General features: G+C 54.4%; 11 protein-coding genes. 4 read left to right on the forward strand and 7 right to left on the reverse strand.

Annotated features, from left to right (window positions below):
- Positions 1–5: 5 nt before the first annotated feature.
- Positions 6–4,466: a glutamate synthase large subunit gene (gene gltB / locus J4617_RS07710; RefSeq protein WP_017465415.1), complete on the reverse strand. Its 4,461-nt coding sequence runs from the start codon at positions 4,464–4,466 to the stop codon at positions 6–8.
- A gap of 671 nt (positions 4,467–5,137) precedes the next feature.
- Here gltB and J4617_RS07715 point away from each other — a divergent pair.
- The 4 genes from J4617_RS07715 to mtgA all read left to right on the forward strand — a co-directional run bounded on the left by J4617_RS07715 (position 5,138) and on the right by mtgA (position 10,102).
- Complete coding sequence (locus J4617_RS07715) at positions 5,138–6,067, forward strand: TIGR01212 family radical SAM protein (protein ID WP_001176879.1); 930 nt, start codon at positions 5,138–5,140, stop codon at positions 6,065–6,067.
- Between the two features lie 93 nt (positions 6,068–6,160).
- Complete coding sequence (gene arcB, locus J4617_RS07720) at positions 6,161–8,497, forward strand: aerobic respiration two-component sensor histidine kinase ArcB (RefSeq protein WP_017465416.1); 2,337 nt, start codon at positions 6,161–6,163, stop codon at positions 8,495–8,497.
- Between the two features lie 226 nt (positions 8,498–8,723).
- Positions 8,724–9,377: an isoprenoid biosynthesis glyoxalase ElbB gene (gene elbB, locus J4617_RS07725; RefSeq protein WP_000719822.1), complete on the forward strand. Its 654-nt coding sequence runs from the start codon at positions 8,724–8,726 to the stop codon at positions 9,375–9,377.
- Positions 9,374–10,102 carry a monofunctional biosynthetic peptidoglycan transglycosylase gene (gene mtgA, locus J4617_RS07730; protein WP_000044657.1) on the forward strand — a complete coding sequence of 243 codons (729 nt, stop codon included), beginning with the start codon at positions 9,374–9,376 and terminating at the stop codon, positions 10,100–10,102. Before elbB ends, mtgA begins: the two co-directional genes overlap by 4 nt.
- 74 nt (positions 10,103–10,176) lie before the next feature.
- Here the strand turns inward: mtgA and yrbL are convergent, their stop codons facing one another.
- The 6 genes from yrbL to rpoN all read right to left on the reverse strand — a co-directional run bounded on the left by yrbL (position 10,177) and on the right by rpoN (position 14,579).
- Positions 10,177–10,809 carry a PhoP regulatory network protein YrbL gene (yrbL, locus tag J4617_RS07735; RefSeq protein WP_000602196.1) on the reverse strand — a complete coding sequence of 211 codons (633 nt, stop codon included), beginning with the start codon at positions 10,807–10,809 and terminating at the stop codon, positions 10,177–10,179.
- Between the two features lie 248 nt (positions 10,810–11,057).
- Positions 11,058–11,330 carry a PTS phosphocarrier protein NPr gene (gene npr / locus J4617_RS07740; protein ID WP_000216797.1) on the reverse strand — a complete coding sequence of 91 codons (273 nt, stop codon included), beginning with the start codon at positions 11,328–11,330 and terminating at the stop codon, positions 11,058–11,060.
- Complete coding sequence (rapZ, locus tag J4617_RS07745; RefSeq protein WP_000243749.1) at positions 11,327–12,181, reverse strand: RNase adapter RapZ; 855 nt, start codon at positions 12,179–12,181, stop codon at positions 11,327–11,329. Before rapZ ends, npr begins: the two co-directional genes overlap by 4 nt.
- A 45-nt stretch (positions 12,182–12,226) precedes the next feature.
- Positions 12,227–12,718 carry a PTS IIA-like nitrogen regulatory protein PtsN gene (gene ptsN / locus J4617_RS07750; RefSeq protein ID WP_000609332.1) on the reverse strand — a complete coding sequence of 164 codons (492 nt, stop codon included), beginning with the start codon at positions 12,716–12,718 and terminating at the stop codon, positions 12,227–12,229.
- 117 nt (positions 12,719–12,835) lie between these two features.
- Positions 12,836–13,123, reverse strand: a complete 288-nt coding sequence (hpf, locus tag J4617_RS07755) for a ribosome hibernation promoting factor (protein WP_001176589.1) — start codon at positions 13,121–13,123, stop codon at positions 12,836–12,838.
- A gap of 22 nt (positions 13,124–13,145) precedes the next feature.
- A complete protein-coding gene (rpoN, locus tag J4617_RS07760; protein WP_000809020.1) occupies positions 13,146–14,579 on the reverse strand; it encodes an RNA polymerase factor sigma-54 in 1,434 nt (477 codons plus the stop codon).
- Positions 14,580–14,610 lie beyond the last annotated feature (31 nt).

Genomic DNA, 14,610 nt, shown 5'->3' on the forward strand with positions numbered 1-14,610 from the left:
ATTCCTTACTGCGCCTGCACGCGCAATTCTGCCGCACTACGACTACGGTGGCCCAACAGGGCTTTGACATCGCTGGACTTGGGCTTAACTAACGCGAATTGGGTTGAGAAGCTTGACCACCTGGACAGGATCTCTTCGCCGCGTTGCGAACCAGTATGTTGCACGTGCTCGGTGATCAGGCCGCGCAGATGCTCTTCGTGGATAGCCAGCGAATCAACGTCCAGTACTTCTACCAGTTCCGGGTTCACGCGTTTACGGAATTCGCCATCTTCGTCCAGCACATAGGCGAAGCCGCCGGTCATCCCCGCGCCGAAGTTAACGCCGGTTTTACCCAGCACGCAGACGATGCCGCCGGTCATGTATTCACAGCCGTTGTCGCCGATGCCCTCTACTACGGTAATCGCCCCGGAGTTACGCACGCCGAAACGTTCGCCCGCGCGGCCCGCCGCGTACAGACGGCCACCGGTGGCTCCATACAGGCAGGTGTTGCCGATAATGCTGGCTTTATGACTGAGGAAGGCGGAACCTACCGGCGGTCTGATGGCGATCAAACCGCCTGCCATACCTTTACCGACATAGTCGTTGGCATCGCCAGTCAGATATAACTCTACGCCGCCCGCGTTCCACACGCCAAAGCTCTGGCCTGCGGTACCGCTGAAGTGTGCTTTAATCGGATCGGAAGCCAGCCCCTGATCGCCGTGGGTCTGTGCGATGTAGCCGGAAAGCGACGCGCCGACGGAACGATCGGTGTTGCGGATGTCGAACCAGAAGGTTTTGCTCTGGCGCGCATCGACAAACGGCTTCGCCTGCTGCAACAGTTGCGCATTCAGCACGCCGTTATCAAACGGCGGGTTATTCTCGGTGCAGTACAGCGCTTTACCCGGATGAGGTTCAGCGGTTTCCAGTAGACGAGACAGCGCCAGCTTCTGCTGTTTAGCGGTGAAGCCCTCCAGCTCTTTCAGCAGGTCGGTGCGGCCAATCAAATCCACCAGGCGGGTCACGCCAAGCGAAGCCATCAGCTCGCGCACTTCGCGGGCGATAAATTCAAAGTAGTTGGTTACTTTGAACGGCAGGCCGTGATAGTGGTTCTTACGCAGTTTTTCATCCTGCGTCGCCACGCCGGTTGCGCAGTTGTTCAGATGGCAAATGCGCAGGTATTTACAGCCCAGCGCCACCATCGGGCCGGTGCCGAAGCCGAAACTTTCCGCACCGAGAATTGCCGCTTTAATGATATCGACGCCGGTTTTCAGACCGCCGTCCACCTGCAGACGAATCTTGTGACGCAGACCGTTGGCGACCAGCGCCTGCTGGGTTTCAACAAGTCCGAGTTCCCACGGACAGCCCGCATATTTCACCGAAGAGAGCGGGCTGGCGCCGGTACCGCCGTCGTAACCGGCGATGGTGATCAGATCCGCATAGGCTTTCGCCACGCCGGTCGCGATGGTGCCGACGCCCGGTTCGGACACCAGCTTCACGGAGATCATCGCCTTCGGGTTGACCTGTTTGAGGTCGAAAATGAGCTGCGCTAAGTCCTCGATAGAGTAGATATCGTGGTGCGGCGGCGGGGAGATCAGCGTCACGCCCGGTACTGAATAGCGCAGTTTAGCGATATACGGAGTGACTTTATCCCCCGGCAACTGACCGCCTTCGCCCGGTTTCGCGCCCTGCGCGACTTTAATCTGAATCACATCGGCATTCACGAGGTAGGCCGGCGTCACGCCAAAGCGGCCGGAAGCCACCTGCTTGATGCGCGACACTTTATTGGTGCCGTAGCGCGCCGGGTCTTCACCGCCTTCGCCGGAGTTGGAGTTACCGCCGAGGCTGTTCATCGCTTCGGCCAGCGCTTCGTGCGCTTCCGGACTTAATGCGCCGATAGACATGGCTGCGGTATCAAAGCGTTTAAACAGCTCACTGGCGGGCTCAACCTCGTCGATAGTCACCGCCTCGCCGTCTGGATGTATCGCCAGCAGATCGCGCAGCGTTGCCGCCGGACGCTCATTGACCAGTTTGGCGTATTCCTGATAATCGCTGTACTCGCCGCTCTGTACCGCCTGTTGCAGAGTACGCACGACATCCGGGTTATAGGCGTGATATTCGCCGCCGTGGACGTACTTCAGCAGGCCACCCGGGCTAATGGGTTTGCGCGCCAGCCAGGCGCGTTTGGAGAGATTCAGCAGATCCTGCTGGAAGTCATCAAAGCTCGCGCCGCCGATACGGCTGACCACGCCCTGGAAGCACAGGTTTACCACATCATCGTGCAGTCCGACCGCTTCAAACAGTTTGGAGCAGCGGTAAGAGGCAATGGTCGAAATGCCCATTTTGGACATAATCTTGTACAGCCCCTTGTTGATGCCGTTACGGTAGTTCTGCATCACGGTACGGTAGTTTTTGGCGATGGCCTGGGTATCAATCAGACGCCCCAGCGTTTCGTAGGCCAGGTACGGATAGATGGCCGTTGCGCCAAAGCCGAGCAGTACCGCAAAGTGATGCGGATCGCGGGCGCTTCCGGTTTCTACGATGATGTTGGCGTCGCAGCGCAGGCTTTGATCGACCAGACGAGTCTGCACCGCGCCCACCGCCATCGGCGCGGGGACCGGCAGGCGATTCTTACCGATATTGCGATCCGAGAGGACCAGCAGCACGGTGCCGTTGCGCACCATCTGTTCCGCTTTATCGCACAGCGCCTTAACCGTCGCGTCCAGTGTGGTTTCGGTGACATCAAAGGTAATATCAAGCCAGTCGGCGCGGTAGTGATGCTCGCTCATGGTGGTGAGCTGTTTGAAATCGGAGTACAGCAGAATTGGCGATTTAAAACTCAGGCGATGGGCCTGACCTTCCGCTTCGCAGAAGACGTTCATTTCGCGACCGATGCTGGTGGCGAGCGACATGACGTGCGCTTCACGCAGCGGGTCGATAGGCGGGTTAGTGACCTGCGCGAACTGCTGGCGGAAGTAGTCGTAAATAATACGCGGCTGGCTGGAGAGCACGGCAAAGGGGGTATCGTCGCCCATTGAACCGACGGCTTCCTGGCCGTTTTCGCCCAAAACGCGGATAACCGAGTCCAGCTCTTCGGCGCTGTAGTTAAACTGTTTTTGATAGCTGGCGAGCAGGTCATCGTCCAGTTCGCGGCTACCGACTTCTTCATCAGGCAGCTCTTCAAACGGCACCAGGCGGCGGACGTTTTTCTCCATCCACTCTTTATATGGATGGCGGCTTTTCAGGTCGTCATCGGTTTCCGCGGAATGCAGAATACGTCCGCCGCGGGTGTCGATCACCATCAGCTCGCCTGGGCCGACGCGGCCTTTCTCGACCACTTCATCCGGCTGATAGTCCCAGATACCGACTTCGGAGGCGCAGGTGATCAGCTTGTCTTTGGTAATGACGTAGCGCGCCGGGCGCAGGCCGTTACGGTCAAGGTTACAGGCGGCGAAGCGCCCGTCGGACATCACGATGCCTGCCGGACCGTCCCACGGCTCCATATGCATGGAGTTAAAGTCAAAGAAGGCGCGCAGATCCTGGTCCATATCGGGGTTGTTCTGCCAGGCGGGCGGCACCAACAGGCGCATGGCGCGGATGATGTCCATCCCGCCTGCCAGCAGCAGTTCCAGCATGTTGTCCAGCGAGCTGGAATCCGAACCGGTTTCGTTAACAAACGGCGCAGCGGACTGTAAATCCGGGATCAGCGGCGTCTGGAATTTATAGGTACGGGCGCGCGCCCACTGGCGGTTGCCGGTGATAGTGTTAATCTCGCCGTTATGCGCCAGGTAGCGGAACGGCTGCGCCAGCGGCCAACGCGGCACGGTGTTAGTGGAAAAGCGCTGGTGGAACAGGCAGATGGCCGATTCCAGACGCAGATCCGCAAGATCCAGGTAGAAGCGCGGCAGATCCGCCGGCATACATAGACCTTTATAAATGTTGACCAGGTTCGACAGGCTGCATACGTAGAAATCTTTGTCGTCCTGCAGACGTTTTTCAATGCGTCGGCGGGCGATAAACAGACGGCGCTCCATATCGCGCGGACGCCAGCCCGCCGGAGCGTTGACAAAAATCTGCTCAATACGCGGCAGGGAGGAGAGGGCGATTTCACCGAGCACGCCTTCATTGGTTGGCACATCGCGCCAGCCGACAATCGACAGGGTTTCCTGTTGTAATTCTTCTTCGACAATATGGCGTGACGCGGCGGCCAGTTCAGGATCTTTATTCAAAAAGATCATCCCGACGGCGTAGTTTTTGGCTAAGCGCCAGCCGCGCTCTTCGGCCACGATGCGAAAGAAACGGTCAGGTTTTTGTAACAGCAAGCCGCAACCGTCGCCGGTTTTACCGTCGGCAAGGATCGCGCCACGGTGCTGCATCCGGGCCAGCGCGTGTATGGCAGTACGCACTACCTTGTGGCTAGGTTCGCCTTCTATGTGGGCGATCAGGCCGAAACCACAGTTATCCTTCTCAAGGGATTTATCGTACAACATATCAGTGAACCTCCCCAGGCTCTACGGGACGCTCTCCCAACCGACGGCGCGCGGGCACAGCAAGAGCATGGCGACGGGGCTGGCGCATCATACGCTTACCTCGCATTCGCCCTCTTTGTGTCCTTTGCGCATTGGTAAATACGGTTAAGAGGGAATCTCAATTACTGCATAAATATGATGAGCAGACGGCTCATCCAGAAAGCTTCCAGCGGATCCCCAACTTATCGGGAATCCACACCCAGGTCAAATGGCAAACTGATTTATGCAAAAGTGTGCTGTAGCACAGATAACTTTTTGAATATATTGAAATTAAAAGGTTTTTTATAGAGGGGCTGCTAATACGGAGCGGCAGAAAGCCTGTGATCTGTCTCACTATAAGAGCCGCTCGCCAGACGTTATCTGACCTTTCTTTTTCAAAAATCTTGGCATTTTATGCTGTTTTAAGCGTGAGCAGTATTGAATGCTACTGTTTTTATCGATGACCCAGCAGACGCTGAAAAAAGAGGGGAATATCAGGAAAAATCATCAGCGGGATTATGAATGAAATATCGTTTATTTTGCTTGATTATGCAATTGGTAAAAGCCTTCCGGGACGATTGATCCAGGTCATCGCCAAAGGAGACTAAAAATGGCAGGCTTTGGCCTCTTTTTAAGAGGCGGTCTATCAGATTATGCAGTTACAGAAATTAGTCAATATGTTTGGTGGGGATCTTTTACGTCGGTATGGGCAAAAGGTTCATAAGCTGACGCTTCATGGCGGTTTTAGCTGCCCTAACCGCGACGGCACCATCGGGCGTGGCGGTTGCACCTTCTGTAATGTCGCCTCTTTTGCCGATGAGGCGCAGCAGCATCATTCGATTGCCGAGCAGCTTGCGCATCAGGCGCATCTGGTGAACCGCGCTAAACGTTATCTGGCCTATTTCCAGGCCTACACCAGCACCTTTGCGGAAGTGCAGGTGCTGCGTTCCATGTATCAACAGGCGGTCAGCCAGGCCAGTATCGTCGGGTTATGCGTCGGTACGCGTCCGGATTGTGTCCCGCAGGCAGTAGTAGATTTACTGTGTGAATATAAAGATCAAGGCTACGAGGTATGGCTGGAACTGGGATTGCAAACCGCGCACGATAAAACCCTGCACCGAATTAACCGCGGGCATGACTTCGCCTGCTATCAGCGTACCACCCGGATTGCCCGGGAGCGCGGGCTGAAAGTGTGTGCGCATCTGATTGTGGGGCTGCCGGGAGAAGGGCAGGCAGAATGCCTGCAAACCATGGAGCGTGTGGTGGAGACGGGCGTTGACGGTATTAAACTGCATCCGCTGCATATTGTGAAAGGCAGTACGATGGCCAAAGCCTGGGAAGCGGGGCGGCTGAACGGCATCGAACTGGACGACTACACGCTAACGGCAGGTGAGATGATTCGTCATACGCCGCCGGAGGTGATTTATCACCGAATTTCAGCCAGCGCTCGCCGTCCGACGCTGCTTGCCCCGCTGTGGTGCGAGAATCGCTGGACGGGGATGGTTGAGCTGGACAAATACCTGAATGAGCATGGCGTACAGGGCTCTGCGCTGGCCCGTCCCTGGATACCACCTGTAGCGTAGCGTGATGAGGGGCGCTACGCATATTTCGCACAATATTCAACGCGGTTCCCATAATTGGGTATTATGTGCGAAGTTGTGGTGAAGGAATCCTCTATGAAGCAAATTCGTATGCTGGCGCAATACTATGTCGACCTGATGATGAAATTGGGTCTGGTGCGCTTTTCCATGCTCCTGGCGTTGGCATTGGTGGTGCTGGCGATTGTCGTGCAGATGGCGGTGACCATGGTGCTGCATGGTCAGGTTGAAAGTATCGACGTTATTCGTTCCATCTTTTTTGGCCTGTTAATTACGCCCTGGGCGGTCTATTTCTTATCCGTTGTTGTTGAACAACTGGAAGAGTCAAGGCAGCGACTGTCGCGTCTGGTGCAAAAGCTGGAGGAGATGCGCGAGCGCGATCTCAAGCTTAACGTACAGTTGAAGGACAATATTGCCCAGCTTAATCAGGAAATTGCCGATCGCGAAAAAGCGGAAGCGGAGCTGCAAGAGACATTTGAACAGCTAAAAGTAGAAATTAAAGAGCGTGAAGAGGCGCAAATCCAGCTAGAACAGCAATCCTCTTTTCTGCGTTCCTTTCTGGACGCCTCGCCGGATTTGGTTTTTTATCGTAATGAGGATAAAGAATTTTCCGGCTGTAACCGCGCAATGGAATTGCTAACCGGCAAGAGCGAAAAACAGCTGGTGCATTTGAAGCCGGAAGATGTGTACTCTCCCGAAGCGGCGGAGAAAGTCATTGAAACCGACGAAAAAGTATTCCGCCATAACGTCTCCCTGACCTATGAACAGTGGCTGGATTACCCCGACGGACGAAAGGCCTGCTTTGAAATTCGTAAAGTGCCTTATTACGACCGTGTCGGTAAACGTCATGGCTTGATGGGATTTGGTCGTGATATTACCGAACGTAAGCGTTATCAGGACGCGCTGGAGCGCGCCAGCCGCGACAAGACCACGTTTATCTCTACCATCAGTCATGAGCTGCGCACCCCGCTTAACGGCATCGTCGGTTTAAGCCGCATCCTGCTGGATACCGATCTCACCGCCGAACAGGAAAAATACCTTAAGACAATCCATGTCTCCGCCGTGACGTTAGGCAATATTTTCAATGATATCATTGATATGGATAAGATGGAGCGGCGTAAGGTTCAGCTTGATAAGCAACCCATTGATTTCACCAGCTTTATGGCCGATCTGGAAAACCTTTCCGGTTTGCAGGCGCAGCAAAAAGGGCTACGTTTTGTGCTTGAGCCGACGCTGCCGTTGCCGCACAAAGTCATTACCGACGGAACGCGTCTGCGCCAGATTTTATGGAATTTGATCAGCAATGCGGTGAAGTTTACTCAGCAGGGCCAGGTGACGGTGCGGGCGCGCTATGATGAAGGCGACATGCTGCACTTTGAAGTGGAAGATTCCGGGATCGGCATTCCGCAGGATGAGCAGGATAAAATTTTCGCCATGTATTATCAGGTGAAAGACAGTAACGGCGGCAAACCGGCAACGGGTACCGGTATCGGGCTGGCGGTCTCCCGTCGGCTGGCGAAAAATATGGGCGGCGATATTACCGTTTCCAGTCTGCCGGGCAAAGGATCGACCTTTACGCTAACGGTTCATGCGCCAGCGGTGGCGGAAGAGGTGGAGGACGCCTTTGATGAAGATGACATGCCGCTGCCCGCGCTGCATGTTCTGCTGGTCGAAGATATTGAACTGAACGTGATCGTGGCGCGTTCGGTACTGGAAAAACTGGGTAACAGCGTGGATGTCGCGATGACCGGCAAGGCGGCGCTGGAGATGTTCGCGCCAGGCGAATATGACCTGGTCTTACTGGATATTCAGCTACCGGATATGACGGGTCTGGATATCGCCAGAGAACTGACCCGTCGCCACACGCGGGAAGATTTACCGCCGCTGGTAGCGCTTACGGCTAACGTTCTGAAAGATAAAAAAGAGTATCTGGACGCTGGTATGGACGATGTGCTGAGTAAGCCGCTGTCGGTGCCGGCCTTAACCGCGATGATTAAAAAATTCTGGGATGCCACCGATAAAGAGGAGAGTACCGTGACGCCTGAAGAGAGCGATAAAGCGCAAGCGCTGCTGGATATCCCGATGCTGGAACAATACATCGAGTTGGTTGGGCCTAAATTGATCACCGACGGTCTCGCGGTGTTTGAAAAAATGATGCCTGGCTATTTAAGCGTGCTGGAGTCCAATCTGACGGCGCGTGACAAAAAAGGCGTCGTTGAGGAGGGGCATAAGATTAAAGGCGCCGCCGGTTCGGTAGGGCTGCGTCATCTGCAACAGCTTGGCCAGCAAATCCAGTCGCCGGATCTTCCCGCCTGGGAAGATAACGTCGCGGAATGGATTGAAGAGATGAAGCAGGAGTGGCAGCACGATGTCGCGGTGCTGAAAGCCTGGGTGGCAAACGCGGAAAAAAAATGACCCCGGTTTGACCGGGGTGCGCGAATACTGCGCCAACACCAGGGAAATCGTGGCTGCGCCGTGCTTATTATGATGATGTCAAAGGCGCAGTCCTGTTTTCAGGCCGCACGCAGTTAAGATAGCAAATCCTAAATGATTTGTTACATGAATCATTTAAATGTGTGAAGCGTAGCATTTTAATCAAAATTATTAATGGGCTTGAGTCGGTTGCAGGAGGATGTTCACCATGAAAAAAATTGGCGTAGTGCTCAGCGGATGCGGCGTCTATGACGGCACCGAAATTCATGAGGCCGTTCTGACGCTGTTGGCCATTGCCCGCAGCGGCGCGCAGGCTGTCTGCTTCGCGCCGGATAAACCACAAGCGGATGTTATTAATCACCTGACCGGCGAAGCGATGGCGGAAACGCGTAACGTTCTGATTGAGGCGGCGCGTATTACGCGGGGCGATATTCGTCCCCTGTCCCAGGCGCAGCCAGAGGAGCTGGATGCGCTCATTGTGCCCGGTGGTTTCGGCGCGGCGAAGAACCTGAGTAATTTCGCCAGCCAGGGGAGCGAATGCCGGGTGGATAGCGATGTCGTCGCGCTGGCGAAGGCCATGCACCAGTCCGGCAAGCCGCTGGGATTCATCTGTATCGCGCCCGCAATGTTGCCGAAAATCTTTGACTTCCCGCTACGTCTGACAATAGGGACGGATATTGATACCGCTGAAGTACTTGAAGAGATGGGCGCCGAACACGTACCTTGCCCGGTTGATGATATCGTTGTGGACGAGGATAACAAGGTCGTGACCACCCCTGCCTATATGCTGGCGCAGGATATCGCTCAGGCGGCAAGCGGCATTGATAAATTAGTGTCGCGCGTGCTGGTTCTGGCGGAATGAGCAAACGACGCATCGCGCCGTTAACGTTTTTGCGCCGTCTACTTTTACGTATCCTTGCTGCGCTCGCCGTCTTTTGGGGCGGCGGCATTGCGCTGTTTAGCGTGGTTCCGGTGCCTTTTTCGGCGGTGATGGCGGAACGGCAGATTAGCGCCTGGCTAAGTGGAGAATTTGGTTATGTGGCGCATTCTGACTGGGTCAGTATGGCGGATATCTCGCCGTGGATGGGGCTGGCGGTAATTGCGGCGGAAGACCAGAAGTTCCCTGAGCACTGGGGCTTTGATGTTCCGGCGATTGAAAAAGCGTTGGCGCATAATGAGCGGAATGAGAGCCGTATTCGCGGCGCCTCTACGCTTTCGCAGCAAACGGCGAAAAATCTCTTTTTATGGGATGGACGCAGTTGGGTGCGCAAAGGTCTGGAGGCTGGGCTAACGCTGGGCATTGAAACTGTCTGGAGCAAAAAACGCATTCTCACGGTTTATCTGAATATCGCGGAGTTTGGCGATGGTATTTTTGGCGTGGAGGCTGCGGCACAACGGTATTTTCATAAACCTGCCAGTCGCTTGAGTGTGTCTGAAGCCGCGTTGCTGGCGGCGGTATTGCCAAATCCGTTACGCTATAAGGCGAATGCGCCGTCTGGCTATGTGCGTAGCCGGCAGGCGTGGATTATGCGCCAGATGCGACAACTGGGCGGGGAATCTTTTATGACGCGCAACCAGCTTAATTAATTTTGCCGATTGGCGGCGCGAACGCCTTATCCGGCCTGCGATCTGTGTCGTCCAGGCCTGATAAGCACAGGCCATTAAGCTTCGTGAGAAGTAAGCGCCAGCCGTTTCTTGTCTTTTGGCTGCGCGTCCCTCTCCAGGGCAACGGCCAGCGCAGGCTGGGCGATAAACCGCTGCCACACTCTCTCCAGTTTGCGTTCACAGCACCATGTTGACCAGGTCGCCAGCGGGATAAAGGTACTTTCCCCCAGATTGTCGCAAACCACCGGAACCACTTCTGACTCGCTGATACGCTGGCACAGGATATTTTGCGGCTTCAGCGACATCGTCACAATATGGTTATCCAGCAGGTAACGTTTCAGTTTTTTCAGTAGCCGCCGCAGGACAGCGACATCCTCTTCATAACGACATTGCGCGGCGAACTCGGTCAGGGTAATAGAGGGCGCGCCGTTGAAATCGGTAATCATGTCGTAGACATAGCCGGTGCCGCAATCGGTTTCTACCGTGCCGTAATAACGGGGGATAGCGCTCCAGTCCGTCAGGTAGCGGGACAGATGTGCATAGTAGCTCAGTTCACGCCGAATCTCTTTATCACCGCCGTGGTCACGGTTGTAAATAACTTTTATGCAACGCCGGGCATTATCCGGATGCGTATAGCATTTACGATGTCGACCAGCGCCCAGCGGAGTCTGTTTCGATAAGAGGATCATGGCAAGTCCTGGAAAAATTTATTCACATAAATTTAGTATGGACAAAGAACTTAAACAAAACCTAAACGAAATTTTTTAAGGTTTTCTTAATGTTTTTATGCATAGGTAAAGCGCACGAAATGTACAAATCTTACGAAAGGGCGGGGCTGCGGGACAAGAGGCAGGCAGGCGTAACACGCCCGGTTTTGGGGGGACTGTCATCAAATACCGGGACGGCGTTGGGGGAAATAGGGTATAGAGGGGGAGGTTTAGTCTTCGTCAAAGCCGGAATTGAACAGCGCGATAACCGCCGCCAGCGCTTCAACTTCTTGCGGGCCGGTGGCTTCAATTTCGATCTGACGCCCTTTGGCGGAGTCGAGCATTAACAGCGCGATGACGCTGTTTGCTTCCGCTTCGGTGCCTTCGTCATTGCGTAATAGCACCTCGGCGTCAAACCCCTGCATCAGTTCGAAAAGCTTCATGGCAGGCCGGGCATGCATGCCCAGCTTATTGGTGACTTCAACTGTTTGCTTTACGGTCATGTTTTGCGTTTTTCCAGCGTGCGATGGCGAGACTGGACATTTTTACCGCGCGAGCGGAAGTAGTCTGCCAGCTGTTCTGCAATATACACCGAACGGTGTTTCCCGCCGGTACAACCGATAGCGACGGTAAGGTAGCTGCGGTTGTTGGTCTCCAGCATCGGTAACCATAGCTCAAGATAGCTGCGAGTCTGATAGATAAAATTGTGAACTTCTGTGTGTCGGTCAAGAAACGCGGCTACCGGCTTATCAAGCCCGGTCATGGGGCGCAGTTTTGGATCCCAGTGCGGGTTGGGCAGAAAGCGGACATCAAACACATAGTCCGCATCAATCGGGATACCATGTTTAAAGCCGAAGGACTCAAATACCATCGTCAGTTCACGCTCGCGTTTGCCCAACAGCCGGGTACGCAGCATCTCCGCCAGCTCATGGACGGACATTTCTGAAGTGTCGACGATCAGATCCGCACGTGAGCGTAACGGCTCCAGCAAGTCACTCTCTTTATCGATCGCACTCTCTAAAGAAAGATTTTTGCTGGAAAGCGGATGCAAACGGCGCGTGTCGCTGTAGCGGCGAATCAAGGTATTGCGGTCGGCGTCAAGAAACAGCAATTGCGGCGAGAAAGCGCCAGGCAGATTATTCATCGCCTGTTCAAAAATCTCAGGTGATTCAGGCATATTGCGCACATCAATGCTGACGGCGGCGGAAATCTGGCGATCGGCCAGCGTTCGCGCCAGATCGGGCAACAGCACGACGGGGAGGTTATCCACGCAGTAAAATCCCATATCTTCCAGCGCGCGCAGAGCGACAGATTTACCTGATCCGGAACGCCCGCTGACGATCATCAGTACCATGTACCGTTTCTCCTCACAACGACAGAAAGAAATGCCATTGAGTTGTTATGCCTCATTCTGCTCACCTTCGGTGTCAGTAATGATTTGATACAGCTCTTCATCATTCAGCGCCGCGCGCAGGCGGCGGCAGATCGTTTTATCCGCCAGACGTTTCGCCACCAGCGACAGCGTGTGCAGATGCGTTTTAGTTTGATCGGCGGGCACCAGCAGGGCGAAGAGGAGATCGACCGGCTGGTTATCGATGGCGTCGAACGCGATCGGCGTTTCGAGCTGAACGAACACACCGACGGCGCGTAAGGTATCTTCTTCCAGTTTCCCGTGCGGGATGGCGATACCATTACCAATACCGGTACTGCCCATTTTTTCGCGTGTCAGAATGGCTTCAAACACGACCTGAGGAGGTAAACTGAGCTGTTTTGCCGCCAGTTCGCTGATGATTTCCAGCGCGCGTTTCTTACTCTGACAATGAACGCCGCTACGCGTACACTCCTGGTTAAGTACACTGCTCAGTTGTAGAGTCGTATCGTTATTTATCATAATTTCACCTAAGAACCTGTCCTGTCAGGTTGATGGCCAGGTTCGGAGCGCTAACTGTACAAATGGCCCGTTGTGTCACACAACAGGCCGTCCTGCACTGGCTAACTGCCCGGACAATTAGTGTTGTTTCAGTTTATCTTTATGCCTGGTTAACTGCCTTGCCAGTTTATCAATCAAGCCGTCAATGGCGGCATACATATCCTGGCCTTCCGCGCTGGCGTGAATTTCGCCGCCATTAACGTGTAGCGTCGCATCCGAGATGTGCGTGACCTTCTCCACTTTCAACACCACGTATACCTGATTAATCCGCTCAAAATACTGTTCAAGTTTGGCGAATTTCGTCGTCACAAATTCACGCAGGGCTTCAGTAATTTCGACATTATGTCCGGTGATATTGAGCTGCATAGTGTCTTCCTTATCGGTTGGGTCAAACCAGCTGTTTGCGTTGGTTTGACGGCGGAATGGATAAAGACTCTCGGTACTTCGCAACAGTGCGGCGCGCCACCATGATACCCTGTTCTGACAGCAGAGAGGTTAACTTGCTGTCGCTCAGCGGTTTCGCGGGGTTTTCCGCCGCAATTAACTTCTTCACCAGCGCGCGAATCGCGGTGGAAGAGGCTTCGCCTCCGCCTTCGGTATTGACGTGGCTGGAAAAGAAATATTTGAGTTCAAAAATACCGCGCGGGCTGTGCAAATACTTCTGCGTGGTCACGCGGGATATAGTGGATTCGTGCATCTCGACGGCCTGGGCGATATCCGCCAGTACCATCGGTTTCATATATTCTTCGCCCTGTTCAAAAAAGGCTTGCTGTTGCTCGACGATGCAGCGACTGACGCGCAGCAGCGTGTCGTTGCGGCTTTCAAGGCTTTTTATCAGCCATTTCGCATCCTGTAAATTACTGCGGATGAACTGGCTGTCGGCATCGTTGCGCGCGCTATTGCACATGGCGGCATAGTGCTGGTTAATCTGTAAACGGGGAATACTGTCGCTATTAAGCTCCACCGTCCAGCGACCGTTATGCTTGCGTACCAGCACATCCGGGATAACGTACTCCGGCTCGCCGGTCTGGATCGATTGACCGGGTCTGGGATCGAGCGACTGAATCAGGTTTACCGCCTCTTTCAGCACCTCTTCTTTCAGTCGGGTAACGCGCATCAACGTGCGGAAATCGTGATTGGCCAGCAGATCAAGGTGATCGCAGATAATAAGCCGCGCCTCTTCCAGCCACGGCGTGGATTTGTCGAATTGTGAAAGCTGGATCAGCAGACAGTCGCGAAGATCTTTTGCCGCGACGCCTACCGGATCAAAACGCTGAATGCGCTTCAGAACGGCTTCAACCTCATCGAGATCCACCTCTACATCGCCCATGCTTTCGCGAATTTCGTCCAGGGATACGGTGAGATAACCGGTATCATCTACCGCATCGACAATAGATGTCGCAATAGCGCGATCGGTGTCCGAGAAGGGCGTTAGCTCAACCTGCCACATCAGATAATCCTGCAACGACTGCGTTGTTTCGCCCTGATAGACGGGCAGCTCATCGTCGATATAATCGCCGCTGGGGCCGGACGGCGTCCCGGCGGTGTAAATTTCATCCCAACTGGCGTCAAGCGGCAGCTCTTCCGGCATCTCTTTTTGTTCGAGCGCGTCGGCGGTATCGAGAGGATCGTTATCCTGAGGTTGCTGAGTGTCGATTTCGTCATGAAGATCGGTTTGCTCAAGCAGCGGGTTATTTTCCAGCGCTTGCTGGAGTTCCTGCTGAAGTTCCAGCGTAGACAACTGCAACAGACGGATGGCCTGTTGTAGCTGAGGCGTCATCGCCAGTTGTTGGCTAAGCCTGAGTTGCAAACCTTGCTTCATATTCAGAGTCGTTTTCTCCCGCTAGAGCAGC

The organism is Salmonella sp. 32010601201800023SM, assembly GCF_017572235.1.
Classification (GTDB): domain Bacteria; phylum Pseudomonadota; class Gammaproteobacteria; order Enterobacterales; family Enterobacteriaceae; genus Salmonella; species Salmonella enterica.

Bases quoted from the DNA above. Each gene is read 5' to 3' on its own strand.
- gltB (WP_017465415.1), bottom strand. From the start codon at position 4,466: ATGTTGTACGATAAATCCCTTGAGAAGGATAACTGTGGTTTCGGCCTG.
- J4617_RS07715 (WP_001176879.1), top strand. From the start codon at position 5,138: ATGCAGTTACAGAAATTAGTCAATATGTTTGGTGGGGATCTTTTACGT.
- arcB (WP_017465416.1), top strand. From the start codon at position 6,161: ATGAAGCAAATTCGTATGCTGGCGCAATACTATGTCGACCTGATGATG.
- elbB (WP_000719822.1), top strand. From the start codon at position 8,724: ATGAAAAAAATTGGCGTAGTGCTCAGCGGATGCGGCGTCTATGACGGC.
- mtgA (WP_000044657.1), top strand. From the start codon at position 9,374: ATGAGCAAACGACGCATCGCGCCGTTAACGTTTTTGCGCCGTCTACTT.
- yrbL (WP_000602196.1), bottom strand. From the start codon at position 10,809: ATGATCCTCTTATCGAAACAGACTCCGCTGGGCGCTGGTCGACATCGT.
- npr (WP_000216797.1), bottom strand. From the start codon at position 11,330: ATGACCGTAAAGCAAACAGTTGAAGTCACCAATAAGCTGGGCATGCAT.
- rapZ (WP_000243749.1), bottom strand. From the start codon at position 12,181: ATGGTACTGATGATCGTCAGCGGGCGTTCCGGATCAGGTAAATCTGTC.
- ptsN (WP_000609332.1), bottom strand. From the start codon at position 12,718: ATGATAAATAACGATACGACTCTACAACTGAGCAGTGTACTTAACCAG.
- hpf (WP_001176589.1), bottom strand. From the start codon at position 13,123: ATGCAGCTCAATATCACCGGACATAATGTCGAAATTACTGAAGCCCTG.
- rpoN (WP_000809020.1), bottom strand. From the start codon at position 14,579: ATGAAGCAAGGTTTGCAACTCAGGCTTAGCCAACAACTGGCGATGACG.